This is a genomic window from Nocardia sp. NPDC003269 (assembly GCF_042888005.1).
Lineage (GTDB): Bacteria > Actinomycetota > Actinomycetes > Mycobacteriales > Mycobacteriaceae > Nocardia.
The window spans coordinates 805427-831517 of sequence record NZ_JBIAPA010000002.1 but is presented as its reverse complement, the minus strand read 5'-3'; the positions used below and the strand labels follow the sequence as shown (position 1 = coordinate 831517).

The window sequence follows — 26091 nt, the reverse complement described above, 5'->3', positions numbered from 1 at the left end:
TGGTCGGGGCTCAGGCCAGATCGGCGGGCGAGGACAGGGTCCCGCGGACCGCCGTGGCGGCCGCGACCAGGGGCGAGACCAGGTGGGTACGGCCACCCTTGCCCTGCCTGCCTTCGAAATTGCGGTTCGACGTCGACGCGCAGCGCTGGCCCGGCTCGAGCTGATCGGGATTCATGCCCAGGCACATCGAGCAGCCCGCCTGGCGCCATTCCGCGCCCGCGGCGGTGAAAATCTCGCCGAGTCCTTCTTTTTCCGCCTGGGCGCGCACCTTCATGGAGCCGGGAACGACCAGCATTCGCACGCCGTCGGCCACATGACGGCCCTTCAGCACATCGGCGACGGCCCGCAAATCCTCGATCCGGCCGTTGGTGCAGGATCCGACGAAAACGGTGTCGACGGTGACCTCACGCAGCGGCATCCCCGGCGTCAGGTCCATGTAGCGCAAGGCCTTCTCGGCGGCGTCGCGCTCGTTCTCGTCGGCGATCTGGGCCGGATCCGGCACGTTCGCGCCCAGCGGCAGGCCCTGACCGGGGTTGGTGCCCCAGGTGACGAACGGGGTCAGCTGGTTCGCGTCGATGTGGACCTCGGCGTCGAAAACCGCGCCGTCGTCGGTCTTCAGTGCCTCCCAGGCGGCCACCGCGGCGTCCCAGTCGGCGCCCTGCGGCGCGTGCGGGCGGCCCTTCAGGAATTCGTAGGTCACCGCGTCGGGGGCGATCATGCCGGCGCGAGCGCCCGCCTCGATGGACATGTTGCAGATGGTCATCCGCGCTTCCATCGACAGCTTGCGGATCGCCTCGCCGCGGTACTCCAGCACATAGCCCTGGCCGCCGCCGGTGCCGATCTGGGCGATCACGGCCAGGATCAGGTCCTTGCTCGTGACGCCGGGGGCCAGTTCGCCGTCGACGGTGATGGCCATCGTCTTGAACGGGCGCAGCGACAGCGTCTGGGTGGCCAGCACGTGCTCGACCTCGCTGGTGCCGATGCCCATCGCCAGCGCGCCGAACGCGCCGTGGGTGGAGGTGTGGCTGTCACCGCACACCACGGTCATGCCCGGCTGGGTCAGGCCAAGCTGCGGGCCGACCACGTGCACGATGCCCTGCTCGACGTCGCCCATCGGGTGCAGCCGGACGCCGAACTCGGCGCAGTTGCGCCGCAGGGTCTCGACCTGGGTGCGCGAGATCGGGTCGGCGATCGGCTTGTCGATGTCGACGGTGGGGACGTTGTGGTCCTCGGTCGCGATGGTGAGATCGGGCCTGCGCACCGGACGGCCCGCCGCGCGGAGCCCGTCGAAGGCCTGCGGGCTGGTCACCTCGTGCACGAGGTGCAGATCGATGTAGATCAGGTCGGGTTCGCGGGCGGAACCTTCACCTTCGCCGGGGACGACGACGTGCTGGTCCCACACCTTCTCGGCCAGTGTGCGGGCGCGCTCGGCCATTGCTTCATCACCTTTCGACGGACATACTTGGAATCTCAAGATATGAGACGTTAGTATCGTTCTATGAGACAGCATAGCGGTATCGGGGTCCTCGACAAAGCCGTGGCGGTGCTCTATGCCGTCGCGGACGAGCCATGCGGTCTCAACGACCTGTGCACCCGCACCGGCCTGCCCCGCGCCACGGCGCACCGGCTGGCGGTCGGGCTGGAGACGCACCGGCTGCTGGCACGTGACGGCAACGGGCTGTGGCGTCCCGGCCCCGCGCTCACCGAACTGTCGGCGGGGGCCGCCGATCCACTGGTGGAGGCCGCAGGGGCCATTCTGCCCCGCCTGCGGGAGATCACCGGCGAGAGCGTCCAGTTGTACTGCCGCGACGGCAACGCGCGCGTCTGCGTGGCCGCGCTGGAGCCGCCCGTCGGCCTGCGCGACACGGTGCCGGTCGGCTCCCGACTACCGCTCACCGCGGGCTCGGCGGCCAAGGTCCTGATGGCGTGGGCCGATCCGGAGCTCCAGCGCACCGTCCTGGCCGACGCGGTGTTCGGCGACCGCGCGCTGGCCGAGGTGCGCAAGCGGGGCTGGGCGCAGAGCGCGGCCGAACGCGCACAGGGCGTGGCGAGCGTCTCGGCGCCGGTGCGCGACGCGGCGGGCGTGGTGGTGGCCGCGGTCTCGGTGTCGGGCCCGATCGATCGGATGGGCAGGCGGCCGGGCGCGCGCTGGGCCGCCGATCTGGTCGCCGCCGCCGAGGCGCTGCACAAGCGGCTGTAAACGAAGAAGACCCCCGGTCGAATTCGACCGGGGGTCTTTCTTTGTAGCCCCGACGGGATTTGAACCCGCGCTACCGCCTTGAGAGGGCGGCGTCCTAGGCCGCTAGACGACGGGGCCAGGACGATCTCACCGAAGTGAAATCTTGCTGGGGTACCAGGACTCGAACCTAGAATGGCTGAACCAGAATCAGCTGTGTTGCCAATTACACCATACCCCAAGGATGGAAACGTCCGACCTCCCTCTCACCGGCTGGTTGTCGGTGTTGCGAGGCCGTGTTCCGCGGCGAGGAGAAGATTACCAGCCACAGTGGGGTAAACTACAAATCGCCTGGTCAGAAGCCTATTTTTGGCTGTTTCGACCGTTCCGGGGCGGCGCGGACGCCGCCCCGGACGCACTCACTGCGCGGCGGGCACCCAACCGCGGGCGGCGCGGAGCCGGTCGAGCGAGACCTCGCGGCCGAGCAGCTCCATCGACTCGTAGAGCGGCGGGCTGATGTGCGAGCCCGTCACCGCGACGCGCACCGGCGCGAACGCCTTGCGCGGCTTGAGCCCCAGATCGTCGATCAGCGCCTTCTTCAGCGCCTCTTCCAGGGCCGGAGTGGTCCACTCGGTCAGCGGCTCCACCGCGGCGATGGCGGCGTCGAGCACCGGGTCGGCCTCGGCGCCGAGGTTCTTGGCGCCCGCGGCCTGGTCGATCGCGAACTCATCCGGCGCCACGAACAGGAATTTCAGCAGGTCCCAGGCGTCGCCGAGCACGACGATGCGGGTCTGCACCAGTTCGGCGGCGGCGAGGAAGGTCTTCTCGTCGATTTCGGCGCCGATATGACCCTGCGCGGTCAGGAACTCGCGCAAACGGTGGCCGAAATCACCCGGCTCGAGCAAACGAATCTGCTCGGCATTGATGGCATCGGCTTTCTTCTGGTCGAATCGGGCCGGATTCGAATTGACCGTCGAAATGTCGAACGCGGCCACCATCTCGGCCATCGAGAACACGTCGCGGTCCTCGGCGATACCCCAGCCGAGCAGGGCGAGGTAATTCAGCAAACCCTCGGGGATGAATCCGCGGTCCCGGTGGACGAACAGATTCGATTCCGGGTCGCGCTTGGACAGCTTCTTGTTGCCCTGGCCCATCACGAACGGCAGGTGACCGAACTGCGGGGTGAACTCCGCGACCCCGATACGCTGCATCGCCGCGTACAAGGCGAGCTGGCGCGGTGTCGAGGACAGCAGGTCCTCACCACGCAGCACATGGGTGATCTTCATCAACGCGTCGTCGACCGGATTCACCAGCGTGTAGAGCGGATCGCCATTACCCCGGGTGAGCGCGAAATCGGGCACGGTGCCGGCCTTGAAGGTGGTTTCCCCGCGCACCAGATCATTCCAGCCGAGATCTTCGTCCGGCATCCGCAGCCGGATCACCGCGGGCCTGCCCTCGGCCCGGTAGGCCGCGATCTGCTCGGCGGTCAGGTCGCGATCGAAGTTGTCGTACCCCAGTTTCGGGTCGCGACCGGCCGCGCGATGGCGCGCCTCGACCTCGTCCGGCGTGGAGAAGGACTCGTAGGCCTCGCCCGCCTCGACCAGCTTGCGCACGACCTCGAGATGCTGATCACGGCGCAGCGACTGCCGGTACGGCTCGTACGGGCCGCCGACCTCGGGGCCCTCGTCCCAGGTCAGGCCCAGCCAGCGCAGCGCGTCCAGGATCGCCCGGTAGGACTCCTCGGAATCGCGTGCGGCGTCGGTGTCTTCGATGCGGAAGACGAAACTGCCGCCGTGATGGCGCGCGTACGCCCAGTTGAACAGTGCCGTGCGGATCAGGCCGACATGCGGCGTGCCGGTCGGCGACGGGCAGAAACGGACCCGTACTTCAGTCATGACTCTCTCTCCGCGGTATCAGCGCTTGGTGGCAACAGGATTGGTGAGGGTGCCGATGCCCTCGACGGTGACCGACACGTTCTGCCCGGCCGCCAGCGGGCCGACGCCTTCCGGTGTGCCGGTGAGGATCACGTCACCGGGCAGCAGGGTCATCACGGTCGACACCCACTCGATGATCTTCGGGATGTCGTGCAGGAACAGCGACGTGCGGCTGCGCTGGCGAACCTCCCCCTCGACCTCGGTGACGATCTCCAGATCGCTTGGATCGATGGCGGTTTCGATCCACGGGCCGAGCGGGCAGAACGTGTCGTAGCCCTTGCCCCTGGTCCACTGCCCGTCGTGGCGCTGCTGGTCACGGGCGGTGACGTCGTTGGCGACGGTGTAGCCCAGGATGACCTCGGCGGCCTTCGCGGCGGGCACGTCCTTGCACGGACGGCCGATCACCACGGCCAGCTCGCCCTCGTAGTCGACCTGGGAAGAGCTGGGCGGCAGGATGATCGGCGCGTTCGGGCCGACGATCGCGGTGTTGGGCTTGAGGAAGATGACCGGGTCGGCCGGCGCCTCGCCGCCCATCTCGGCCGCGTGCGCGGCGTAGTTCTTGCCGATGCAGATCACCTTGCTCGCCAGGATCGGGGCCAGCAGGCGGACATCGGCCAGCGGCCAGCTCCGGCCGGTGAACGTCGGCGAGCCGAACGGGTGTTCGGCGATCTCCTTGGCGGTGGCATCGCTGCCGTCACCTTCGATGCTGACGAACGCGACTCCATCGGGACTGGCAACTCGACCTAAGCGCATGCCCCGGAGTCTATCGAGACGCGCCCACCTGCCCGAACGCGCCCGGGATGCCGGACGCGCGCGGTCATGCGCGCGCACACCGGATGCGGGAAAGCTCACACCGGTGTGATTCGAAGCCGCTGCCCGCCTGCGACATTCGCCACCCGCGCCGCGGGCGCCGGTTGTGATCTGTCAGACACCGAATCGAGGGGCGCCATTCGGCGGTCACGGGTGTACCGTGAACCCAGATGTTCACCACATGAGACATCGATCTCAAATATTGAGAGGCAATCGTGCAATCGGGCGAGGTGAGAATCGTGACAGAGGTGCGGCTGACGGCCGAGACGACCAGGATGAGCGACGGCAGACGCTGGCTGATGCTCGCCCTCGGCGTCTTCGCGCAGACCTCGAGCTCGATCTTCATCCACGGCACGCCGTTCCTGCTGCCCGCGCTGACGGCCAGGGGCGATTCGCTGGCCGCCGCGGGCGCGCTGGTCGCGCTGCCGACCGTCGGCCTGGTGTGCACGCTGATCGCGTGGGGCTATGTCGTCGACCGGATCGGCGAGCGGGTCGTGCTGGTGGCGGGCACGGCGCTGATGTTCGTGGCCGGTGTCGCCGCCGCGCTGGTGGACAACCCGATCGCGTTCGGCGTGCTGCTGTTCCTGGGCGGTGTCGGCGCGGCCAGTTCCAACGGCGCGAGCGGGCGGGTGATCGTCGGCTGGTTCCCGCCGGACCGGCGCGGTCTGGCCATGGGCATCCGCCAGACCGCGCAGCCGCTGGGTGTCGGCCTGGCCGCGCTGAGCATCCCGTGGGTCGCCACCCAGTACGGCATCCCCGCCGCGCTGCTGGTCCCCGCGCTGATGGCGGGGGTCGCGGCAGTGGGCTGTCTGGTCGGCATCGTCGACCCGCCGCGCCCGCCCGCCAAGGCCGCCGACCGCGCCAACCCCTATCGCGGTGATTCCACCCTGTGGCGGATCCACGCCGTGTCGATCCTGCTGGTCTTCCCGCAGGCCACCCTGTGGACCTTCGCCCTGCTGTGGTTGCACCGGGACCTGGGCTGGTCACTGGCCGCCGCGGGCGCGCTGATGACGGCCACCCAGTTCCTGGGCGCCGCCGGGCGCATCGGCGCGGGCGCCTGGTCGGACCGGGTCGGCAGCAGGCTGGGCCCGCTGCGTCAGGTGGCGGTGGCCGCGGTCGTGGCGATGGCCGCGCTGACCGTGACCGCCTGGACCGACTGGTGGTGGCTGGCCGTTCCGCTGATGGTCGCGGCGTCGGTGATCTCGGTGTCGGACAACGGCTTGGCCTTCACCGCCGTCGCCGAGATCGCGGGCCCGTTCTGGAGCGGTCGCGGGCTGGGCATCCAGAACACCGGCCAGAACCTCGCCATCGCCGCCGTCCCACCGGTTTTCGGCCTGCTGATCACCGCCGCCGGCTTCCCCGCCGCCTTCGCCATGGCCGCGATCGCCGCCGCCGCGGCAGTCCCCCTGGTCCCGCGAGCGACCGGAAAATAGCTGCCACACAGCGGAACCACCGAAGGCCCGCCCCGGCGAACCGGGACGGGCCTTCGGTTGTTCAGAATTCGATCAGCTGTGCAGGGTCGAACGACACCCGAGCATCATCGACGCCCGGGATTTCGGCAGTGAACATCGCACCAGAGCTCACCGGTGGATCCGCGCGATAGGTTCCGGTATCGGTGTCGAGCCGGAGACGGAGCAGGCGAATGTCGGGCCGGTGCTCGACGATCCAGTACTCCGGGATACCCAGTTCCGCATACTCACGGACCTTCCGCACCCGGTCGGTGCGCTCGCTGCCGCTCCCCGGTGAGACCACCTCGGCTGCCAGCAACAGGTCCAAACCCGGCAGCAGCTTCGGCACTTCGTCGACGATCACCGCCCGCGCGACATCGCGCGGGACCATCAGCACATCCGGTTTCCGGACTCCGGTCGGTGTGCTGACCTCCCATTCGCCCCCGTCGAGCACCACCAGCGAGTCGTCGGGCAACGAGTCCTGCAGAATTCCGCCGAGTCGCCGCGCGATCCAGTTGTGCCGAGCCCCCGCAGCCACCTCGACCAACCACCCGTCCTCGAGTTCGAACCCTTTGCCGTCCTCTGGCAGGTCGTGCAGATCGAGCACAGTGTAGGGGCCGTAGCCGCTGTCACCGGCAGCGCGGTCCACGGTCATCTCGCCTCCAGATCTGTGCCGCGGGCTCCCCGGGTCGGTCCGGCGCCCGGGTGCGGCAGGCCCCGGTGGGTTCAGTCTAGGACGACGTCACCTGCCATGACACGAACCGGACCGTCGGCAACCACGAGAGCCCGTTCCAGCGGCATGCCGGAACGGGCTCTCAGGTCCTGAGTCCTCAGACGATGGCGGCGATCCGGTCGCCGACCTCGACGGTGGAGGCGGTGCCGGTGCGCGAGGCCAGGTCCTTGGCGACGGCGGACTCGATGCGGGCCGCTCCCTCGGTGTTGCCGAGGTGGTTGAGCAGCAGCGAGACCGACAGGATGGCGGCGGTCGGGTCGGCCTTGGACTGGCCCGCGATATCGGGGGCGCTGCCGTGGACCGGCTCGAACATCGACGGGTTCACGCCGGAGGCGTCGATGTTGCCCGAGGCGGCCAGGCCGATGCCACCGCTGACGGCGGCGGCCAGGTCGGTGATGATGTCGCCGAACAGGTTGTCGGTGACGATCACGTCGAAGCGGCCCGGGTCGGTCACCATGTGGATGGTGGCGGCGTCGATGTGCTGGTAGGCGGTCTGCACGTCCGGGAACTCGGCGGCGACCTCGTCGACGGTGCGCTGCCACAGCGAACCGGCGAAAGCGAGCACGTTGTTCTTGTGCACCAGCGTCAGGTGCTTGCGGCGCGCCTGCGCGGTGGCGAAGGCGTAGCGCACGACGCGCTCGATGCCGAAGCGGGTGTTGTTGGAGACCTCGGTGGCCACCTCGTGCGGCGTGCCGACGCGGATCGCGCCGCCGGTGCCGGTGTACGGGCCCTCGGTGCCCTCGCGCACGACGACGAAGTCGATGTCCGGGTTGCCCGCGAGCGGGCTGGTGACGCCGGCGTGCAGCTTCGAGGGCCGCAGGTTCACGTGGTGGTCCAGCGCGAAGCGGGTCTTGAGCAGCAGACCGCGCTCGAGCACGCCGCTGGGCACCGACGGGTCACCGATCGCGCCGAGCAGGATCGCGTCGTGCTGCTTGAGCTCGGGCAGCACCGACTCCGGCAGGATCTCGCCGGTGCGGTGGTAGCGGGCGGCGCCCAGGTCGTATTCGGTCTTCTCGACGCCGGGCGAGACCACGTCGAGCACCTTGAGCGCCTCGGCGATGACCTCGGGACCGATGCCGTCACCGGCGATAACTGCGAGTTTCATGAACTAGCTCCGTTCGAAGTCGGGGCGGATCGTGCCGCGCCGCGGATACAGGAGCGCGCCGTCACCGTGGGGTGACGGCGCGCAGCTGCCGATGTCCCGGCTATCGGGACGTCACAACTCAGGCCAGGTCGACGAGGACGACCTTCGAGGCGCCGACGGCCTCGGCGATCGCGGTCTGCACCTCGGCGGAGACCTCACGGTTGACGCGCAGCACCACGGTGGCGCCCTCGGCGTCCACGTCCTGGCTCAGCTGCGCGGCCAGGATGTCGATCTCGGCCTCGCCCAGCTTGGTGCCGATCTTGCCCAGCGCGCCCGGCTTGTCGCCGTAGTTCAGCACGGCCAGGTTCAGGCCCTCGGCGCGCATGTCGTAGTTGCGGCCGTTGATGTTGACGATCTTCTCGACCAGGCTCGGCTCGGTCAGCGTGCCTGCCACGTTCAGGGTCGAGCCGTCGCCGAACACGGCGCGCAGGTCGACGACGCTGCGGTGGTTCGGGCTCTCGGTGGCGGTGGTGACCTCGGCGGTGATGCCGCGCTCCTTGGCCAGCGCCGGGGCGTTGACGAAGGTGACCTGGTCCTCGACCAGCGCCGAGAACACACCGCGCAGCGCGGACAGCTCCAGCACGGCCACGTCCTGCGAGGCCAGCTCGCCGCGCACCTGCACCTCGACGCTGACGGGCAGCTCGTTGGCGATGGCGCCGAGCAGCGCACCCTGCTTGCGGACGACGTCGAGCCACGGCGCGACGACATCGTTGACCGCGCCACCGGTGACGTTCACCGCACCCGGCACGAACTCACCGGCCAGCGCCAGCAGCACCGACTTGGCGACATCGGTGCCGGCGCGGTCCTGGGCCTCGGCGGTGGAGGCGCCCAGGTGCGGGGTCACGACGACCTCGGGCAGGTCGAACAGCGGGCTGTCGGTGCACGGCTCGGTCTCGAACACGTCCAGGCCGGCGGCACGCACGTGGCCGGACTTGATGGCGTCGGCGAGCGCCTGCTCGTCGATCAGGCCACCGCGCGCGGCGTTGACGATGATGACGCCCGGCTTGGTCTTGGCCAGGGTCTCGGCGTTGAGCATGCCCTTGGTCTCGGGCGTCTTGGGCAGGTGGATCGAGATGAAGTCGGCGCGCTCGAGCACCTCCTCCAGGCTCAGCAGCTCGATGCCGAGCTGGGCGGCACGCGCGGGCGAGGTGTAGGGGTCGTACGCGACGATTTTGGTCTCGAAGGCCGCCAGACGCTGCGCGAACAGCTGGCCGATGCGGCCGAGGCCGATGACGCCGACGGTCTTGCCGAGGATCTCGACACCGTTGAACTTGCTGCGCTTCCAGGTCTTCTCGCGCAGGGTCGCGTCGGCGGCCGGGATCTGGCGGGCGGCGGCGAGCAGCAGGGTGACCGCGTGCTCGGCGGCGGTGTGGATGTTGGAGGTCGGCGCGTTGACGACCATCACGCCACGCTCGGTGGCGGCGGGCACGTCGACGTTGTCGAGGCCCACGCCGGCACGGGCGACGATCTGGAGCTTCTTGCCCGCCTCGAGCACCTCGGCGTCGACGGTGGTGGCGGAGCGCACGAGCAGCGCGTCGGCCTCGGGGACCGCGGCGAGCAGCGCCGGGCGGTCGGGGCCGTCGACCCAGCGAACCTCGACACCGTCACCGAGCGCGTCGACGGTCGACTGGGCGAGCTTGTCGGCGATCAGAACTACAGGACGGCCTGCTTGGCTCACTGTGGGGTACTCCTGGGGAAGAAAGGGGTCGGCAGTTACCGCCGACCAGAATAGTCGCCGGGGTTCGGGTGCCCTTACCCCCCTGCCCGAAAACCGGGTGAACCCTGGGCGTCGCCCCGCCTACCATCACGCCATGTCCTTGCGCACCGTCCCCGCCTCGATGGATCCGGCCGTCGTGGCCGCCGTCGACGCCGAGCTCGACCGGGTGGCGGCCGAGCACGGCGTGACGATTCGCCTGGCCATCGAAAGCGGTAGCCGGGCTTGGGGTTTCCCCTCACCGGACTCCGATTACGACTGCCGTTTCGTCTATGTGGCGAGCCTCGAGACCTACCTGTCGCCGTGGTCGACCCGCGATGTCATCGAGACGCCGCTGGTCGGGCTGCTCGACGTGAACGGCTGGGATCTGGCCAAGGCGCTGCGCCTGCTGGTCCGGGGCAACGCCGTGCTGGTGGAGTGGCTGATGTCACCCATCGTCTACCGCGGCGACGAGGCGTTCCGCACCCGGCTGCGCGCGGTGGCCGAGGAGGTGGCCGATCGCGACCGCATCGCCAGCCACTACCTGCACCTCGGTACCCGCCAGTGGGCGTTGTTCCAGCGCAACGGTGGTTTGAAGAAGGTGTTCTACGCGCTGCGCCCGGCGATGGCGCTGCGCTGGCTGCGCGAGCATCCCGGCGCCGCGGTGGCGCCGATGCACCTGCCGACCCTGCTGGCCCAGTGCGAGCTACCCGCCGACCTGGTCGCCGCGATCGGCGAGCTGACGGCGCTCAAGTCCAGGACCAGGGAGATGGGGACGGGCGAGCCGCCGCGGCTGATCACCGATTTCATCGCGGCCGAGTTCGAGGTGGCGACCGCGGAGTTCACCGCGCGCGGGCCGCGGGATCTGACGGCGGCGCGGGCCGTGACCGACGAGTTCTTCCGCGCGGAGGCACTGGCCCCCAGATAGCAGAAACTCCGCACCTACCGGTGCGGAGCTTCACGTTCGTACGCTGGTCGAGCGCAGAATCAGAGGACGCGGACGTCCTGAGCCTGCGGGCCCTTCTGACCCTGACCGATCTCGAACTCCACACGCTGGCCCTCGTCGAGGGAGCGGAAGCCCGAGCCGCTAACAGCCGAGTAGTGCACGAAGACGTCGGGTCCGCCGCCGTCCTGCGCGATGAAGCCGAAGCCCTTCTCGCTGTTGAACCACTTCACAATGCCCTGAGCCATTTCAAAACCTTCTGTAGACGAGCCAGGTCCTAATAGTCCGGTCCCGGTCTCGGCTTCAACAATGCCATGATCCGACGAATTCCTCCACACCCGAGCTCGCGCACTGTGAGGAACCCAACCCGCGGTTGCTGCCACCTGGTGCTGTCACACAGCGGGCGCGCCGGGCAACGAGGTGGATGCTCGGCGTATGCCGAGGTAGTTGCGGCGCGGATGCCGGATTCCCGCGGAAGCGCTCACCAAACCGACTGGCACGGTTCACCATCGACACCTCTACGTGGCAGTGAGCCGTCACCGTCAGCATCCCTAGACATTTTCGAGAAACCCAGTACGGCAAATTTCCTACCAGCGTATTTTCCGAGATCGTGAGGGAGCACACACCTCGTGGAGAAATCACGCAAGGAGTAGACAGTGCTGGACATCAACCATTTCACCTACGGCTGGGTAACCCCACTGCTGGCGTATCTCATGTCGGTCCTCGGGTCGATGCTGGCACTGCGTTGCATGGTTCGCTCGCGCGCTTCCGGTAGTCACGGCGGCTGGCTCACCGCGGCCGCGATCGCCCTCGGCGGCACCGGAATCTGGGTCATGCATTTCATCGCGATGCTCGGTTTCTCCGTGCACGGCGCGACCATCCGCTACAACGTCCCGATCACCTTGTTCAGCGCCGCCGTGGCGATGGGCGTGGTGTGGCTCGGACTGTCGATCGTGGTGCGGCGCAGCTGGGACAGCGCGGCCCTCCCGGTGGGCGGGACGATCACCGGACTCGGGGTCGGCGCGATGCACTATTCCGGCATGTACGCGATGAAGACCGATATCGAGATCGTCTACGACCCGTTCGTGGTGGCCGTCTCGATGGTCATCGCCGTCGTCGCCTCCACGGCCGCGCTCTGGTTCGCGCTGCACATCCACGGCATCATCGCGACCATCGGCGCCGCTCTGCTGATGGGTGTCGCCGTCACCGGCATGCACTACACCGGCATGTTCTCGATGAGCGCGCACACCAGCGCCCACGTCGCCCATGCCACCGGCGCCACCGCCACCCAGCTGCTCACCCCGCTGATCATCGGCATCAGCATGGTCACCATGATCCTGCTCATGCAGGTCGGCATCACCGAGGCCGAGGACCCCAACCTGTCCCGGCCGGTGCACGGTCAGCGCGCGAGCCGGTTCTGGCCGAGCGGCCAGAACTAGCGGATCCGTCGTCCTAGACGACCCGCACGTGGTGCGCTTCCGGGCCGCGGCGGGTCTCCCTGACCCCGAATTCCACGCGCTGACCGGCCCGCAACGTGCGGAACCCCTCGCCGACGAGCTCGGTGTACTCCACGAACACCTCGGGCCCACCGGCGTCGGGGGTGATGAACCCGAATCCCTTACCGCTGTCGAACCAGCTCACAACGCCGTTCGGCATCGACCGACCTTCCGAATCAATTACCTGACATGCAGATTCGTTCATCGTCGCATGCCGGTGCCCGCGAGTTGTAGCAGGGCGTCGGCGACCGTTCCCGTCCCGGCGACACCGCCCGCGCGCCACCCGGTCCACGACACGGCAGCGAGCGACCTCGCGCGCGCATCGGCCCTGGCTAGACTCCCTGCACAGGTCCGCCCGGACCGCCCGGTCGCGAGAACGGAGATTCGGTGCACGCCCCCATCGCGCGAGGCCCGAACACACCGCGACCACCCCTGCGGGCCGTCCGATGATCCGGCGGCCGACCGCCACCGAGATCCGGACCGCCGTCGAAGCGGTCACGGTGTTCGTGGCCGCCGCGGTCGCCGTCCTCGCCATCATGCTGCCGATCAGCTTCGCCGCCCTGGCCGAGTCGCGCCATGTCGACCTGCTGGTGTTCAACATCCCGCGCGCGATGACCGGCGGCGCTTTCGTCGCGGTCATCACCGCCGCGGTCACCGTCGCCGTCGGCAGTGTGCGCACGGCCAAATGGACGGCGCAGGTCGCGCTCGCGGGGATTCTGCTGAGCCATCTGGTCCTGGCGCGCAACGTCGACAGCACGCATTTCACCGGCCTGTCCCTGCCGACGCTGAACTTCCTCGACGCCCTCCTCGCCGGAATGGCGGTGGGCGCCTTGGCCATCGCGGTCTGGCCGAGCCCGCTGCTGCGCACGGTGTATTTGTTCGCCGTGCCCGCCGCGACCGTGCTCGGCGACCTCACCGAGGCACCCACCGACCAGACCTCGGCCGGTTTCGACGGCGTCCTCGCCGGCTCGCTGCCACTGTGGTTCATCGCGGCCACCGTGCTCGCCCTCGGTTATTTCGCGGCGACCACCACCACCCCGCCGCGCTCCGTCCTCGACACCGCGATCCCGCTGGCTCCCGTGTTCGCCGCCGTCATCGCCTTCTCGGTGATCCTGGCGACGTCACTGGCGCTGGCGGTCCGCGAGATCACCGTCCCGTACGTGCTCGCCGGCGCGATCGTGGTCGTGGCGGCCGCGACAGGGGCAGCGCTGATCCTGCCCGACCGCGACGGTGTCCTGCTCCTGCTGATGACCACGTTCGCCGTGGCAGGCAGCCTCGTCATCCCGCTCCCCCGCTCCGGCCTGGTCGACCTGGCCACCATGATCGCCCTCGGCGCCGGGCTCCTGCTCGGTCTGCGCGCGCCCCGCGCGATCATCGCCGCGCTCACCGTGGTCGCGCTGTCGGTATTCGTGCTGGCCACCGACCTCCTCGACCCACCCGCCGCGCTCAACGCCGCCGTCGGCTGCCTGGCGCTGGGCGCGGTGTGCGGGTACTGCGTCGGCTCGGCGGTCCCGCGGAGCCCCACCTCTGCCGTCGTCGGCCTGTCGATCCTGTTCGTGCCGTCGCTCGGCGTGGCGTTGAGCGACGACAAATTCGGCCACCTGGCCTACTCACCCTCGTGGTACCGCACCGCCGACGTCGACCGCGGTCCGATCCCCGCGACGGCGTCGATCGGCATCGCCCTCGCCTGCACCGCCGCGATCGTGCTGCTGCAGCGCCGTCGGCCCGCCGTCTAGTCCCAGCCCAATTCGGAGAACACCCGCCCGCTCAGCGCCGCCCGCACCCCGACCGCGCAGTACTCCACGATCTCCCCCGGCAGCGCCGCCGGATCGAACCACCGCAGTTCCGAACACTTCCCCGGCTCCCGATTGGCGACCTCCCCACCCCAGCGCCGCACGGTGAAGAACAGTTGCACCCGCTCGTCGCTGTGCAGCACATGCGCGAATTCCACCTCCCGCGCGTCGATCTCGACCCCCACCTCCTCGCGCGCCTCCCTGATCAACCCCGCGACAGCCGACTCCCCCGCCTCCAGATGCCCCGCCGGCACATGGAACAACCCGTCCCCGAACCCGGTATCGCGCCTGCGCCCCAACAGCACTCGTCCGTCCCCGTCGAGCAGAACCAGATGCACCCCGACCAACACCCGATACTTGTCCACGAATTCACCCTACCGAGATGCCGAGACCACCCCTGTCACAGCCGGATTCGGGGTACAACCGGTACATGAGTTTCCCGGTGACCTTCGGGTTCGCCCAGATCGGCCTGCTCGCCCTGCTCGCACTCGCCGTAGCCCTGCTCGTCTCGGCCGTCCTCGCGGCCCGCCGCCGCGGCGGCCTCACATCCGTCCTCGGCCGCGGCGCCCCCGGCTTGGCCCTGCTCCTCGTCGCCACCCTCCTGCTCTGGATCGCCACCCTCCTACAGACCTACCTGGGCCTGTCCGGCGAGATCACCGCCGCCCACGTCGTCGCGAAACCCGTTGCCGGCCAGTCCGACCAGCTCGACCTCGAACTCACCCTCTTCGACGACGACGGCGCCGTCGACACCCACACCACCCACCGCGTCGAAGGCAACCTCTGGGCCCTGCAAGCCAACATCGTCGAACTCCACCCCTGGGTCAACGCCCTCGGCTTCCACTCCGGCTACAAGATCACCCGCCTCTACGGCCAGCGCCTCGACGGCAAAGCCACCACCCAGGACCACATCATGCTCAACGGCAGCGACCGAGACTTCTTCGAAGACATGAACACCGGCACCTGGTACACCTCCCCCTTCGTCAAATCCGCCTACGGCAACGCCGTCATCGCCACCCCCGGCGAATACGACGTCCTCATCTCCCACGACGCCATCAAGGTCCGCGCGACGAACTGATCCACCCGAGCATGCAGGGCTAGGACAGTGCGACAGCCGCCATGGTGTCCCAGCGATATTCCCGTGCCTCTCGACGCACGACGACGAGCTCGATCTGCTTCACCCGCACCGCTACCGGTTCGATTCCGCGCAGCGCCCGAACCGCATCGATGACAGGCCCCGCCGGACGCTCGATGTTGTTGTAGGCGATGCCCAGATGAGGCCGAAACCTGGTCGGCTCTGCGCCTACCCCGGCCAACGCCGCGTGCAAGTCCAACAGCCGATCCCACGGGGCGACGCTGAGCCTGATTGCGCTACCCGACCCGGTGAGCGGACCGACAGTCACGTCGAAGGCGTCGAACCCACGCAATTCCTCCTGTGCAGCAGCGACCTTGCTCGCAATTTCGGTCTCCGTGAATTGATCCACTCCACCGATCCCGAGCACGGTGATGTGCAATCCGTCCAGCGGGACCGGATCGGTACCGTCCACACCGAGCCGACGCTGGCACTCCCCGGCGAGCTCACGCATACCCGAGTCGTCGAAGGTGAGATACCAGTAGTAGCCCCTGCGCCCGGTCGGCCAGTGCTTCACCGTCCAGTGATCGCGCATCACATCGACTCCGCAGAAGGCATCCCAATCGTTCGTGACGATCGCCGTGCAATCCGAGAGCGAACTCGGGAGTCTTGCAGGAAACGCCGGGCGCAACACTCCCACCTGCCTCCCATCCCGTACACCGAGTTCCTGCTGGTCGCTCGGATCACTCTGCCGAGAAACATCGCCCACCATGGTTGTAACCTTCCTGCGGTTCGAGCAGTGCCATCGATCTCGAGTGTGCCCGGACTGTCTCAGGCCCAGCTGGCGAACATCGTGCCGATCGGTTTCGTGATCTTGCCGGGCAGGCGCGAAGCCTGCCAACGGGCTCCAACCGCGATATGTCGGATGACCGTGGCACACTGCACCTGTGGATCTAGGGGACGAACGGGCACTTCGACTGGATATCTTCGATGCGCTGAGATCATTGGTCGAGGAGCGCGGCGGCTCGGTAACGCGCGCCGACCTGTTTGACTTCCGGGTCGGGGACCTTCCGATTCAGTTGATCGACCGTAACCGTGGAATTCGAAACCCGAAGACCTTCGCCTCGACACTGTCCATCATGTCGAAGCCCGACAGCCCCTACGTCGACGCGATCGTCGGCGACTCGTTGTTCTCCTACGCCTACCGCGATGGGTCGATCGATGCCGGCGACAACGTCAAATTGCGCAAGTCGGCGGACACCCAACTGCCACTCATTCTTCTGCGCTGGATCAAGGTCGGGGATGCCATTCGGTATCTGCCCATCTTTCCGGTCTATGCCGTTGCCGACGACCCGGAAAATCGACGAATCCTGCTTGCCCTCGACGAGTCCCTGCGTGACGTGAGCGATCCACAGCATCTGTCCGAGACCGAACGCCGCTACGTCCAACGAGTCACCAAGCAGCGCCTGCATCAACCTCAGTTCCGCAGCCGAGTGCTGTTGGCCTACAAGAACCGGTGTGCCGTATGCCGGCTCGGACGGCCACAACTGTTGGAAGCAGCGCACATCATCGGCGACACAGAGGTGCACGGCATCGCGGACATACCGAATGGACTGAGCCTGTGCAGGATCCACCATGCAGCCTACGACCGGAATCTGATGGGGATCTCACCCGACTGCCGAGTCCATATCGGACCGGTACTGGCAGCTGCTGACAACGAAGGTCCGATCCTCAAGTTCGGGCTCAAAGGGATGAGTCATGTCCGGCTGACCCTTCCCGACAAGAAGGCGCTGCATCCAGCACCAGACCGGCTGGCCGAGCGGTTCGAGCAATTCCTGAGCGGTGAGTCCACACCGCATCCCACGCAGCTGGGTTCGGAGCAGCTTGCCAACGTCGATGTGCAGAAGACGGCGTCGGTTCTGATCGGACCGCAGTTCCCGTTGACCGATGTCACCTCGACGGAAGCACGATCCGCCGAGGTGACATAGACGTCACTCGTCGTCGCAGTCGATGATCGCGGCGTCGGTCGCGGAGTTCTGTGTGGTGAAGCGAACGACGCGATCGATGCCACCGTAGGCCGCGGCGGGCGCGACGAATCCGAAGGTCAGCACCAGCTTTCCGGGATCTATGGAGCCATCGGGTTTCACGCTGTCCACGTGACCGGGTTCGACCACGGCATGGATCATGATGGCGCCGGTCCGCTCTCCCACCAGCGCTTCCGTGTTCGGATCCCTCGAATCACCGATCGCCCCGGCTATCCGCAGCGCAATGCTGCGGTGCCGACTCGTGCTGATGGATCCGAACAACGGATCACGACGGCGAAAGCGGTCCCATCGCGTGAACGCCCGGCCACCGACCAGTACTTGCTGGGTGCCCTTCTCCCGCTGCGGTGCTAGAACAACCCAGTCGTCCACCGCCCGGCCTGCACCACGCGTGATCGAACGCAGGTACTCGAGATGCGGACTGAATTCGCCCACCCCACGCCATTTCGTCTGCTCTGCCAGTTCCAGGAACTCCTCAGGCGACAACCGTCCTGTCAACGCGGTCAGGTAGTGCGCCTTCGGCCCGACGGGGTCCTTTGCATGCCGACCGTTCTCGGCCGGAAAGTGGTACGCGAATCGCGTGGTCTCGGTGGACAACCTGCCGAACACGGGTGTCCACAGCCCGGTGTTGTGCTTCAAGTGGGTACTCAGTGTCGGATAGGCGGTGGGCTCCAGCCACTTTCCCGGCGAACGCACCTCGACCAACTTCGAGTTGTACATCTTGTTCGGGCTCGTCGGCTTCAGATGCGGAAAGTGCTGGGAGACGAGCGGCGGGACCTGGGCAGGCGTCACCTGTGGCTCCCCGTCCACCAGAACCGAATACTGTTGCAGCTCACGCCGGAAGGCGTCTTCGTCCTGACAGACCGCTTCGAACGCGCGAAGCAAGTCGAACCCCCTGGCACCCACTCCCTGTTGCTCGCGTCCGATGTAGAGGCGCACCAGATCGCGATAGCCGGGCCGGAATCCGAACCACCGGCCCATCTGCATCAGCGCCGACATGTTCGTGGCGCGCCGGAGGAAGTAGGAGATCGTCAAACCCTCGACAGTGAACCCGCGGGACAGCTTCTGTCCGCCGATCAGAATCTTCCAGATCTGACGTTTGTCGAAGTCGGCTTCTCCTGTCTCGATGTCCTTGTCGCTGTTGACGACGATGATCGGCTTCTGATCACCGCCGATCCGGAACACCGCAGCGCCGATATAGGGCTGCAGCTCAGTGAAACTCGCCGGGACCGCGTGCCCGGCGGCGCGGACCGCCGACACCTGGGACAGGTCGTTGTCGAACAGGATTCGCAACCGTTCGTGTCCGCTCGGCCCCGAATAGTTTGCGTCCCACCACAACTTGGTGATACGTCCCAACAGTTCGCGGTGGTCGATGGTCCATCCCGACTCGTGGATCAGCATCGTGTGGTGCTGGAAATAGCCATCGCCCAGACAACCCCGATCCTCGCGAAACAGCTTCATCGCCGCCGCGAGGACGTACATGTCGATGGCTTCGCGCAGGGTGGCAGTGTCGTCATCTTCGACGTCATCGACCTGCACGCTGCGAACGTGCGCCTTCTCGTTCGAGTTGGCGTAGGTCCGTTCTGCAGCCGGTATGTCGTCGTCGAGATCGTGGAAGTCGCGCGCACCCATGTACTCGACGGGACGCTCGAGCGAGACGATGAAGTCCTTCGGGAAGATATCCGCCGCGTCACTGGGATCGATGAAGACGTTGGCATACGGGGTGGCGGTGTACCCGACGTACTGGGCCCGCGGCAGCATCGTCAGCAGTTCGGAGATCTTCTTGTTGATGGCGGTCCGCTCGGCGTCCGGCTTCTGACGAGCGGTGTTCACCGATGCTTCGTCGGACTCGTCGTCGATGATCAGCACCGGAATCTCGGCGAGCGGCGTCTTGATCTTGTTCAGATCCTGGACCAGCTTGCTCAGAACGGTCTTGTTCTTCTTCACCACCATCAGCCGCGCCGACGAACGGTGCAGGTTGACCGGGTCGTACAGCGGCAACGCCGGCTGCTGTTTCTCGAACTCGAGGGCGACGATGCCCTGGCGAAGGCTCTTGTAGTCGTCCTGCCGGGTGGTCATCCGCACGATGTCGAAGGCGCCCAATGCGGCTGGCTGCCCACCGAATTCGACGAACTTGCCCTTGATCCAGGCGGGGTCGTCGGCATAGTCGGACTCGAACTCACTCGCGCCACGCAGGATGTTCTCCCTGCCGACCAGTTCCATATCGAGTCGCCGCTGCGTCTGCGCACGGAGCAGGTTCAGGGTTCCGCCGAGAACGATGACCAGCCGGTATCCGGCATCGACCGCTTTGGCGATCACACCGGTGAAGTTCGCGGTCTTGCCGGACTGGACGTATCCGACAACAAGGCCCTTCGACTGGTACGCGTCCGGACGGGACGGGTCGGAGAGCCGCTCCACGACGCTGTCGGTCGCGGTATCCAAGCCGTCTACCGCGTCACTGGACCATCCCTTGGAGGCGAGGAGATTCCGATAGGCTGGCCAGTACCACTCTCGTCCGTATTTGGTGGACGTGCGATACCAGGGTTCGAACCGCTCGCTGATCACCACCGGAGGTGGTGTCTTCATCACCGGCGCACAGGCTTCGAGCAGCTTTCGTGTTCCGGATTCGAGGTCGAGCAGATCATAGATTTCGACGCGCCGCTCGTCGGTTCGCGGCGGGACAGCCGACCAGCCCGGCGCAACAGCGAAATCCCACTGGGTCAGCTGCTTTCGCCACATGTCGATCAACTGATCGGTCGGCGCAGCCGCGAGCAACCTGGCTCGGAAGTCCTCTTCGTTGGCAGCGGGCTGCGCCGCCGGCAGGTCGTACACCTGATACCTCATCGCACGGGCGAGGCTTTTCGGTTTGCTGCCCGCCATATCGGCCAGGACAGCTCGATGCAGGTCGAGACGAGCCGAATCGAGTGACGCGGTGGGATCTTCCATCGCTACGCACCTGCCTGATCACGCTCGACCCGAGCGGCCGAAATGAGCACCGATTGCCACAACGCGAGGTTGTCCTTGATCCGCGGTCCGTTGTGCTCCTTGCCGAACACCTCGTGCAGCAGGAAGAACATCAGCGCCTTGACCAGCGGAGCGTCGTTGAGACTGCCGTTGCGACCGTTCAACACCGCCGATCGAAAACGCTTGTTGAGCACGATCGTTCGCGTATCTCGGTCGATATCGAAGAACGTGTCATCGGGCAGTTGACGCCACTCGATGCCGATGGGGTCCTCGCCGGGAATCTGGGGCAGCTCGTCGTTGATGGCTTCTTTGACCGACGGTGCGAACCCTCGTCCGGGCGGAATGATCGCCTTACGGACAGCACCTTGTCGCTGTCGCGCCTCGCGGTAGACCGACTGCGCATCGTTGATGTAGTCGGCGAACGATCGCCCGGCGTCGTCTGTGGCGCCGTCGAGCGCCGAGACGAATTCCGGCGAAACTTCGACGCCTTCCTTCTTCACCGTGAGCCGAAAGACATCGCCGAACGCCGCGGGAAGGGAGACATCCACGCGAGCCAACGACAGATGTTGCTCGGGCTGGCGGAAATTGTTCCAGCCGCCCGCCTGGACGATCCGGCCGTTGCGATAGAAGTAGAAGCCCTGGCGGTCCAGGACACTACCCACTGCCTTGTATTCACTCACCGACGAACGCGGAGTCCAGATATGCGCGGTGAGCTCGACCTTTCCGATCGAATCGATATCGGCGACAAAGGTTCGCGGGTAGTCGCGATGACCGGTGACCGGGTAGCCGAACGGATTGAGCCCGACGACGCCGAGGTTGGTGTACACGGTGTTCGTGCGAACGTCCTCGACCGCGATGGTGATGTTGAAATCGTCGCGGGCGAGGAAACGATGCAGCTGCAACCCGAGATGGGCACCGAGTCGGTTGATCATCCGATCGAGATAGCGGCCGGTCTGGGCGCTACCGACGTTGCGCGGAAAGTCCTTCACGCCGTCCCATCGCACGACAGTGCCGTGCCACTCGATCGGGCACCGGTGGTACCTGTCGATCAGTGTCTGGGCGTAGTGCGGATCGACGATGTCGCATTGGAATCCGTCCCGCGCCCGCTCCATCGCCCACTGCAGACCCGCCGGTCGGGTCTTCTTGGTCCGACTGACCACCGTGACCGCCGAAGCCTGGCTCAGCGACGCGGATTTGAGACCGGTGCCGAACATACCGAGCGCGTTCTCGGCGTAATCACGTCGGCCACCGACGGTCATCGCGACGTCGAGCTCGTCCTCGGTCATGCCACAGCCGTCGTCGATGATGAGCAGGCTCAGCAGGTCGTCCCCGTCCCGAAGGAAGTGGATCACGACATCTCTGGCGCCCGCGTCGATCGAGTTGTCCACCAGATCCGCGACCGCGGCTTCGAACCCGTAGCCCTGACTGGTCAGCGCCTCCATGTATCGAGCGTCCGGCGGTAGGTACTTCCGCCCCGTCGTCGGCACATCGAACTGCCAGTCGGCCGTCATCGTCACCCCGCATCACCAGCACCAATAGTCGTAGAACTGTCCGGGGTTTGATCAGTGCCGGCGTAGTGACCGTTACACGCGACACGCAGGGGCGGCATGCCCCAGCCAGGGCAGGTTCGCGACTAGCCCGCGAACGGGGTCGACACCATCCATTCGGCTTTGGCGAGTAGTTCGTCGAAGGTGACGACTTCGGGCGATGTCAGGTCGCGGCGGTACAGCTCGAACGATCGGATCTTCTGCTCGTGGTGCCCCCCGGACGGGGCGAGGAACTGACCCAGCTGCCCGACCACCACGTAGGAGCGCGGCCGCAGCATGTAGGTCCAGTCGTCCGGGACATAGAAGCCCTCGGCGTCTTTCGATTGCAGTTGGTCGTGGATCGTCTTCGTGGCGAGGTGAACCGTCGACTGCACCTGGGCAACCGCTCCCGAGAGTTCGGACGACGGCATCCACACGCCGGAGCGGTACTCCCTCTCCCGAAGCAGCTCGGTCTTATGCGTTTTGAACTCGACGAAAACCATCGACCGCACACGACCCGCGGTGCGCATCAACGCGTCGGTCCGTTTGCCGACCTCCGCGATCGAATAGCCGGCGACCACTTGTTCCAGCCGATCGTCGCTCCACGAGGTCAACAGCTGGGTAGCGAGCGAGGTGCCCAGAATCCACGAATTCTGCTCGAAGAAGCGCTGCCACACTTTCTCCGTGCCCTTGCCAGGAATCTCGGCGGCCTCCTCGGCGAAGGCGTCGTCGTCGGTCATCAGTCGTCGGAATCGTTCGACCTGCACCCGACGGTGTGCCCATCCGATGACGTCGTTCGCGGTGACATCTTCGGCGATGAGCTGGCGGAACAGGGCCGGATTGGCGCGGTAGGCCTCGACCAGACGCGGCTCGTAGTCGTCACCGGGCGCGGCCAACCCGAACGTCTCGCAGAACAACTCGACGAGGCTGATCCCGATCGTCCGATCAACCTGCAGCGATTGGCTGCTCTTCGGTTCGGACGCTCGATGTTTGGATCCGAACGTCGACAGGTGCAACAGCTTTTCACCGTCGCCGTCGGTGATCTCCTGGTATCGGCACTCCACACTCGATTCGGCGCTGTGTGGTCGGATTCGCTGCGAATTCTTGACGACCTTCGTCACCCTGGCCATGCCCCAACCCCCTGAGTCCGACAGCGCTGCCGCACCACATGGCGATAGCCAGTCGATGCAGCCCTCAGCAACAGTGCCAAAATCTGCGCGACTCGGCCACACTCCAACCGCGATCTGTCTAATCAGTCGTCGTCAAGACATGGATAATCCCGTAGTACGGGCTAGGTAGGAATCGGCGCGAGCTCACTGCCGATGGACATAGTCCTTGAACATCGTCGGTGAGACGTCGGTTCACATGTATTCGTGCCGTTGTTTTCGTTGCTGTGCACAGATATTCGCGAAGTTGTGGTCGGGGGTGGGGGGAGGCGGCATGCTCGGTGGGGAGTTCGCGTTACCCAGGAGTCACATGATGAGTCGAAGTGACCGTGAGGGTGGCGTGCCCGCGACGCTGCCTTCGCTACAGAGTTTGCCCGCCGACGAGGCTCGGGATCTGTTCGAGTTGATGCGGGCGGCGGTGACGTTCGAGGCGAAGGCGCTGGACAAGTCGATCGACTCGATGTTGGGGGCGTTGCCGCGGCCGTTCCGCGCGGTGACGAAGAAGATCATGTTCGGCGGCAGATGACGGATCTGACGACGCGGGCGCAGTTGATCCTGCTGGCTCGCACGCTGCATGTGCATCCTCAGCGGGTGCAGCATCTGCGGTATCTGGGGGCCGATCGGCTGCACGAGTTGCAGCAGCAGATCGCGGGGGTGCTGTTCGATCAGCACACCGAGACGTTTCGTCGGATCAGCGCGCTGGTGCCGTTCATTCCGCTGTCGATCTCGATTCCGCTGGTACAGCGGCTGGTTCCGCCGATGACGACCGGGCGGGCGGCGGGGTCGGTGGGGGTGGAGCATCCGGTCAAGGCCGCGGAGACGTTGATGATGCTGGATCCGGGGTACGCGGCGGATTGCGCGCCCTATCTGGATCCGCGGGCCATCGCGCAGCTGGCGGACGTGGCGCCGCCGGGGCCGGTGGTGGAGATCGTCAACGAGCTGCTGCGGCGGTGTGACTACGTGACGGCGGGGCCATTCCTGTCCTGTGCCACACCGGAGTTGATCGCCGCGGTCGAGGCCGACGTGCAGGACGACGCGGGGCTGATCCACTCGGCGGCGTACTCCTACGACTCCGACATCCTGAGCTCGGTCATCCGGCAGTTGCTCGATGGGCCGCATCGGCGGATCCCGCGGATGGCGCAGGCGGTGATGGCGGGGCGGCCCGCGCTGCAGCACGCCGCGCTGTCGGTGTTCTCGCGGTGCGCGCCGGATGTGATCAGCCGGGTCGGTGACGTGCTGTTCGGCAGCGCCTCGCAGCGGGAGGTCGCCAATCTGGTGCGGAACGCGATCGAGGTGGGGGCGGTGCCCGAGTTCCTCACGGTGGTCGGGCATCTCACGCCGCTCGGGCTGTGGACGCTGGTGGGGAATCCGGTGTTCGGTGATCCGGGGGTGGGGGTCGGGCTGGTCGCGCCGCTCGACGATCGCAGTGACGTGGGGAGCTGGCGGGGGCTGTTCGTGTTGATGTCGCGGATGGACGAGACCATCCGGGGTGTGGTCGGGTACGCGCTGGCGGCGCTGTCGGACGCGACGGTCGCGGAGTTGCCCGCGCACGCCACCGAGACCGGGTCCTGGCCCGCGCTGCTCGATCTGGTCGCGGTGTCGGGGGCGGACGCGCAGGGGAGATTCGGGGCGGTGTGGTCGGATCTGGTGCCGGAGCGGCGGGCGCATCTGCATCGGTGCATCCACGAGCACCACTACGACACCCGGCTGGCGGACATCACGGCCGCGGTGGATCCGGTCGCGGTGGATCAGCTGTTCTTCCGGCGGCGGCGGATGCAGCGGTATCGCAACGGCTGAGCGGATCGATGGCTCGGTCGTGGTCGCGGACATCGTGTAGTCGGTCGCCGCTCGGGGTAACTGGGTAGGGGCGGCGGGCTCTCTCGCGGGCTCGGTGGACAGGACAGCTGGGCGGATTCGGGAGAGGGTGGGGTCGACCGGAGACAGCGAGGAGGAGCGGATGTACAGGGTTGCCGATCAGCGGCCGGCCAGTGGGGGGACGGCCGTGGTGGCGGCGGTGCTCGCACTGCTCGGGGGGATCGCCGGGGTTGTGGGGGTGGTGTTCGGTCTGTACAAGATGGTGCGGAGTGAGACCGGGGTGTTCGGGTGGGGGATCGCGCCGGGGTGGGTGTCGGTGGTGTCCGGAGCGACCTTGCTGGTCGACGTGGTGTCCGCGGTGGCGCTGTTGGTGGGGGCGATTCTGGCGTTCCGGCGGCGTGCGGCGGGGCCGACGCTGGTGGTGCTGGGAAGCGCCGGGACGGTGGGCGCGTATGTGGTGACGGCGATCTCGACCGCGGTTCAGCTGATCCAGTACGACCTGCCGATCGGGCGGCATATCGACGTGGTGCTGGGACAGTCGGTGTTCAACGGGCTGTACTCGATGGAGCGCAACCTGCCGTGGGTGGTGTCGGTGCTGCTGTTGGTGTTTCCGGTGGTGACGTTCGTGCTCGCGGTGCTGCCGTCGACCAAGCGGTGGTGCAAGGGGGGCGCGGCGCAGCGGCCGCCTGGTGGTGCGTGGGCGCCGGGGATGGTGCCGGTGGCCGGTGCTCCGGGCCGACCCGGGCCGGGCGCGCCGCAGCACGCGCTCCATGGCCAACTTCCGGGGGCTCAGTTCGTCGGCGGTGCACCGCATCCCGGGATGCGGCCGCTCCTCGATGCGCCTCGTCCGGGCGGGCAGCAGACGCCGGGCACTCCGTATCCGAGCGCCCAACCCACACCTGGTGCGCCGTACGCGGGTGCCCAACCCACACCTGGTGCGCCCAACGCGGGCGCTCAACCCGCACCCGGTGCGCCCTACGCGGGCGCTCAACCCGCACCCGGTGCGCCCTACGCGGGCACCCAACCCGCACCCGGTGCGCCCTACGCGGGCACCCAACCCGCACCCGGTGCGCCCTACGCGGGCGCTCACCCCGTGCCCGGTGCACCCTCCGTCGGAGCCCAGCTCGCACCGAACGCCCCTAGCCCCGACGCCCAGGCGCCCTATCCCAGCGCACCACTGAGTCCCGACGCGCAGCGTCCGGACAGCTCGTCACCGAATCAGGGCCAGCCGCAGGGACATCGCGTGCCCCAGCAGGACCATCGTCCGCAGGATGGATACCGGGCCTGACAGATCAGGGCACGACAGCGGCGGGAATCTGGGGCAGGGTGTAGGCCTGCA

23 protein-coding genes and 2 tRNA genes are annotated in these 26091 nt (G+C 67.1%); 10 read left to right on the top strand and 15 right to left on the bottom strand.

Translation table 11 applies throughout. The annotated features are described in order from the left end of the window. Nucleotides 1-10: 10 nt before the first annotated feature. A complete protein-coding gene (gene leuC / locus ACFYWJ_RS14220) occupies nt 11-1435 on the bottom strand; it encodes a 3-isopropylmalate dehydratase large subunit (protein ID WP_355282822.1) in 1425 nt (474 codons plus the stop codon). Nucleotides 1436-1498: 63 nt separating this feature from the next. On the opposite strand from leuC, the gene ACFYWJ_RS14215 reads away from it, so the two are divergent. Continuing rightward, entirely contained in the window at nt 1499-2200 is a 702-nt protein-coding gene (locus ACFYWJ_RS14215; RefSeq protein WP_218719237.1) for an IclR family transcriptional regulator, read from the top strand. Nucleotides 2201-2244: 44 nt separating this feature from the next. Here ACFYWJ_RS14215 and ACFYWJ_RS14210 read toward each other — a convergent pair. From ACFYWJ_RS14210 to ACFYWJ_RS14195, 4 genes are all read right to left on the bottom strand, one after another. Beyond that, nucleotides 2245-2317 (bottom strand) — tRNA-Glu (locus ACFYWJ_RS14210). A gap of 28 nt (nt 2318-2345) precedes the next feature. Next, a tRNA-Gln gene (locus ACFYWJ_RS14205) sits at nt 2346-2417 on the bottom strand. Between the two features lie 178 nt (nt 2418-2595). After that, nucleotides 2596-4071, bottom strand: coding sequence for a glutamate--tRNA ligase (gene gltX / locus ACFYWJ_RS14200; protein ID WP_355282819.1), 1476 nt, complete (start codon nt 4069-4071; stop codon nt 2596-2598). 18 nt (nt 4072-4089) lie between these two features. Then, entirely contained in the window at nt 4090-4863 is a 774-nt protein-coding gene (locus ACFYWJ_RS14195) for a fumarylacetoacetate hydrolase family protein (RefSeq protein WP_355282817.1), read from the bottom strand. Between the two features lie 332 nt (nt 4864-5195). Between ACFYWJ_RS14195 and ACFYWJ_RS14190 the strand changes: the two genes are divergently transcribed. Further along, a complete protein-coding gene (locus ACFYWJ_RS14190; protein WP_355282873.1) occupies nt 5196-6353 on the top strand; it encodes an MFS transporter in 1158 nt (385 codons plus the stop codon). Between the two features lie 61 nt (nt 6354-6414). Here ACFYWJ_RS14190 and ACFYWJ_RS14185 read toward each other — a convergent pair whose 3' ends face one another. The 3 genes from ACFYWJ_RS14185 to serA form a co-directional block, all read right to left on the bottom strand. Next, entirely contained in the window at nt 6415-7023 is a 609-nt protein-coding gene (locus ACFYWJ_RS14185) for a Uma2 family endonuclease (RefSeq protein WP_355282815.1), read from the bottom strand. 175 nt (nt 7024-7198) lie between these two features. After that, the gene (locus ACFYWJ_RS14180; protein ID WP_355282812.1) at nt 7199-8206 is read right to left on the bottom strand and encodes a 3-isopropylmalate dehydrogenase; all 1008 of its coding nucleotides are present in this window, start codon (nt 8204-8206) and stop codon (nt 7199-7201) included. 118 nt (nt 8207-8324) lie between these two features. Beyond that, entirely contained in the window at nt 8325-9923 is a 1599-nt protein-coding gene (gene serA, locus ACFYWJ_RS14175) for a phosphoglycerate dehydrogenase (protein WP_355282809.1), read from the bottom strand. A gap of 133 nt (nt 9924-10056) precedes the next feature. On the opposite strand from serA, the gene ACFYWJ_RS14170 reads away from it, so the two are divergent. Further along, complete coding sequence (locus ACFYWJ_RS14170; protein ID WP_355282806.1) at nt 10057-10866, top strand: nucleotidyltransferase domain-containing protein; 810 nt, start codon at nt 10057-10059, stop codon at nt 10864-10866. Nucleotides 10867-10925: 59 nt separating this feature from the next. Here the strand turns inward: ACFYWJ_RS14170 and ACFYWJ_RS14165 are convergent, their stop codons facing one another. Continuing rightward, the gene (locus tag ACFYWJ_RS14165) at nt 10926-11129 is read right to left on the bottom strand and encodes a cold-shock protein (RefSeq protein WP_014987157.1); all 204 of its coding nucleotides are present in this window, start codon (nt 11127-11129) and stop codon (nt 10926-10928) included. Between the two features lie 408 nt (nt 11130-11537). Between ACFYWJ_RS14165 and ACFYWJ_RS14160 the strand changes: the two genes are divergently transcribed. Beyond that, a complete protein-coding gene (locus ACFYWJ_RS14160) occupies nt 11538-12320 on the top strand; it encodes an MHYT domain-containing protein (protein ID WP_355282803.1) in 783 nt (260 codons plus the stop codon). 13 nt (nt 12321-12333) lie between these two features. Here ACFYWJ_RS14160 and ACFYWJ_RS14155 read toward each other — a convergent pair whose 3' ends face one another. Next, entirely contained in the window at nt 12334-12537 is a 204-nt protein-coding gene (locus ACFYWJ_RS14155; protein WP_355282800.1) for a cold shock domain-containing protein, read from the bottom strand. A gap of 286 nt (nt 12538-12823) precedes the next feature. On the opposite strand from ACFYWJ_RS14155, the gene ACFYWJ_RS14150 reads away from it, so the two are divergent. Next, nucleotides 12824-14113, top strand: a complete 1290-nt coding sequence (locus ACFYWJ_RS14150) for a hypothetical protein (RefSeq protein WP_355282798.1) — start codon at nt 12824-12826, stop codon at nt 14111-14113. Here ACFYWJ_RS14150 and ACFYWJ_RS14145 read toward each other — a convergent pair. Further along, nucleotides 14110-14535, bottom strand: a complete 426-nt coding sequence (locus ACFYWJ_RS14145; RefSeq protein WP_355282796.1) for an NUDIX domain-containing protein — start codon at nt 14533-14535, stop codon at nt 14110-14112. The two genes, ACFYWJ_RS14150 and ACFYWJ_RS14145, sit on opposite strands and share 4 nt — an antisense overlap. A 65-nt stretch (nt 14536-14600) precedes the next feature. On the opposite strand from ACFYWJ_RS14145, the gene ACFYWJ_RS14140 reads away from it, so the two are divergent. After that, the gene (locus ACFYWJ_RS14140; RefSeq protein WP_355282793.1) at nt 14601-15245 is read left to right on the top strand and encodes a hypothetical protein; all 645 of its coding nucleotides are present in this window, start codon (nt 14601-14603) and stop codon (nt 15243-15245) included. 19 nt (nt 15246-15264) lie between these two features. Here the strand turns inward: ACFYWJ_RS14140 and ACFYWJ_RS14135 are convergent, their stop codons facing one another. Further along, nucleotides 15265-16011, bottom strand: coding sequence for a 2'-5' RNA ligase family protein (locus ACFYWJ_RS14135; protein WP_355282791.1), 747 nt, complete (start codon nt 16009-16011; stop codon nt 15265-15267). Nucleotides 16012-16186: 175 nt separating this feature from the next. On the opposite strand from ACFYWJ_RS14135, the gene ACFYWJ_RS14130 reads away from it, so the two are divergent. Beyond that, nucleotides 16187-17227 carry an HNH endonuclease gene (locus ACFYWJ_RS14130; protein ID WP_355282788.1) on the top strand — a complete coding sequence of 347 codons (1041 nt, stop codon included), beginning with the start codon at nt 16187-16189 and terminating at the stop codon, nt 17225-17227. Nucleotides 17228-17230: 3 nt separating this feature from the next. Here ACFYWJ_RS14130 and ACFYWJ_RS14125 read toward each other — a convergent pair whose 3' ends face one another. From ACFYWJ_RS14125 to ACFYWJ_RS14115, 3 genes are all read right to left on the bottom strand, one after another. After that, nucleotides 17231-20227, bottom strand: a complete 2997-nt coding sequence (locus ACFYWJ_RS14125) for a Z1 domain-containing protein (protein ID WP_355282786.1) — start codon at nt 20225-20227, stop codon at nt 17231-17233. A gap of 2 nt (nt 20228-20229) precedes the next feature. Next, on the bottom strand, nt 20230-21687 hold the full coding sequence (locus tag ACFYWJ_RS14120; protein WP_355282783.1) for an ATP-binding protein: 1458 nt from the start codon (nt 21685-21687) through the stop codon (nt 20230-20232). Nucleotides 21688-21878: 191 nt separating this feature from the next. Beyond that, the gene (locus ACFYWJ_RS14115; RefSeq protein ID WP_355282781.1) at nt 21879-22901 is read right to left on the bottom strand and encodes a Shedu immune nuclease family protein; all 1023 of its coding nucleotides are present in this window, start codon (nt 22899-22901) and stop codon (nt 21879-21881) included. 376 nt (nt 22902-23277) lie between these two features. Between ACFYWJ_RS14115 and ACFYWJ_RS14110 the strand changes: the two genes are divergently transcribed. From ACFYWJ_RS14110 to ACFYWJ_RS14100, 3 genes are all read left to right on the top strand, one after another. Further along, nucleotides 23278-23463: a hypothetical protein gene (locus ACFYWJ_RS14110; protein WP_355282778.1), complete on the top strand. Its 186-nt coding sequence runs from the start codon at nt 23278-23280 to the stop codon at nt 23461-23463. After that, nucleotides 23460-24734: a hypothetical protein gene (locus ACFYWJ_RS14105; RefSeq protein WP_355282775.1), complete on the top strand. Its 1275-nt coding sequence runs from the start codon at nt 23460-23462 to the stop codon at nt 24732-24734. The genes ACFYWJ_RS14110 and ACFYWJ_RS14105 overlap by 4 nt, the downstream gene beginning before the upstream one ends. 160 nt (nt 24735-24894) lie before the next feature. Next, nucleotides 24895-26040 carry a hypothetical protein gene (locus ACFYWJ_RS14100; protein WP_355282773.1) on the top strand — a complete coding sequence of 382 codons (1146 nt, stop codon included), beginning with the start codon at nt 24895-24897 and terminating at the stop codon, nt 26038-26040. The last annotated feature ends 51 nt before the right edge of the window (nt 26041-26091 follow it).

What these genes read in the sequence shown, in the direction of transcription:
- ACFYWJ_RS14120 (WP_355282783.1), bottom strand. Translation starts at nt 21,687, where the DNA reads ATGGAGGCGCTGACCAGTCAGGGCTACGGGTTCGAAGCCGCGGTCGCG.
- ACFYWJ_RS14155 (WP_355282800.1), bottom strand. Translation starts at nt 12,537, where the DNA reads ATGCCGAACGGCGTTGTGAGCTGGTTCGACAGCGGTAAGGGATTCGGG.
- gltX (WP_355282819.1), bottom strand. Translation starts at nt 4,071, where the DNA reads ATGACTGAAGTACGGGTCCGTTTCTGCCCGTCGCCGACCGGCACGCCG.
- ACFYWJ_RS14180 (WP_355282812.1), bottom strand. Translation starts at nt 8,206, where the DNA reads ATGAAACTCGCAGTTATCGCCGGTGACGGCATCGGTCCCGAGGTCATC.
- ACFYWJ_RS14170 (WP_355282806.1), top strand. Translation starts at nt 10,057, where the DNA reads ATGTCCTTGCGCACCGTCCCCGCCTCGATGGATCCGGCCGTCGTGGCC.
- ACFYWJ_RS14135 (WP_355282791.1), bottom strand. Translation starts at nt 16,011, where the DNA reads ATGGTGGGCGATGTTTCTCGGCAGAGTGATCCGAGCGACCAGCAGGAA.
- ACFYWJ_RS14165 (WP_014987157.1), bottom strand. Translation starts at nt 11,129, where the DNA reads ATGGCTCAGGGCATTGTGAAGTGGTTCAACAGCGAGAAGGGCTTCGGC.
- ACFYWJ_RS14190 (WP_355282873.1), top strand. Translation starts at nt 5,196, where the DNA reads ATGAGCGACGGCAGACGCTGGCTGATGCTCGCCCTCGGCGTCTTCGCG.
- leuC (WP_355282822.1), bottom strand. Translation starts at nt 1,435, where the DNA reads ATGGCCGAGCGCGCCCGCACACTGGCCGAGAAGGTGTGGGACCAGCAC.
- ACFYWJ_RS14125 (WP_355282786.1), bottom strand. Translation starts at nt 20,227, where the DNA reads ATGGAAGATCCCACCGCGTCACTCGATTCGGCTCGTCTCGACCTGCAT.
- ACFYWJ_RS14115 (WP_355282781.1), bottom strand. Translation starts at nt 22,901, where the DNA reads ATGGCCAGGGTGACGAAGGTCGTCAAGAATTCGCAGCGAATCCGACCA.
- ACFYWJ_RS14105 (WP_355282775.1), top strand. Translation starts at nt 23,460, where the DNA reads ATGACGGATCTGACGACGCGGGCGCAGTTGATCCTGCTGGCTCGCACG.
- ACFYWJ_RS14100 (WP_355282773.1), top strand. Translation starts at nt 24,895, where the DNA reads ATGTACAGGGTTGCCGATCAGCGGCCGGCCAGTGGGGGGACGGCCGTG.
- ACFYWJ_RS14150 (WP_355282798.1), top strand. Translation starts at nt 12,824, where the DNA reads ATGATCCGGCGGCCGACCGCCACCGAGATCCGGACCGCCGTCGAAGCG.
- ACFYWJ_RS14195 (WP_355282817.1), bottom strand. Translation starts at nt 4,863, where the DNA reads ATGCGCTTAGGTCGAGTTGCCAGTCCCGATGGAGTCGCGTTCGTCAGC.
- ACFYWJ_RS14140 (WP_355282793.1), top strand. Translation starts at nt 14,601, where the DNA reads ATGAGTTTCCCGGTGACCTTCGGGTTCGCCCAGATCGGCCTGCTCGCC.
- ACFYWJ_RS14215 (WP_218719237.1), top strand. Translation starts at nt 1,499, where the DNA reads ATGAGACAGCATAGCGGTATCGGGGTCCTCGACAAAGCCGTGGCGGTG.
- ACFYWJ_RS14185 (WP_355282815.1), bottom strand. Translation starts at nt 7,023, where the DNA reads ATGACCGTGGACCGCGCTGCCGGTGACAGCGGCTACGGCCCCTACACT.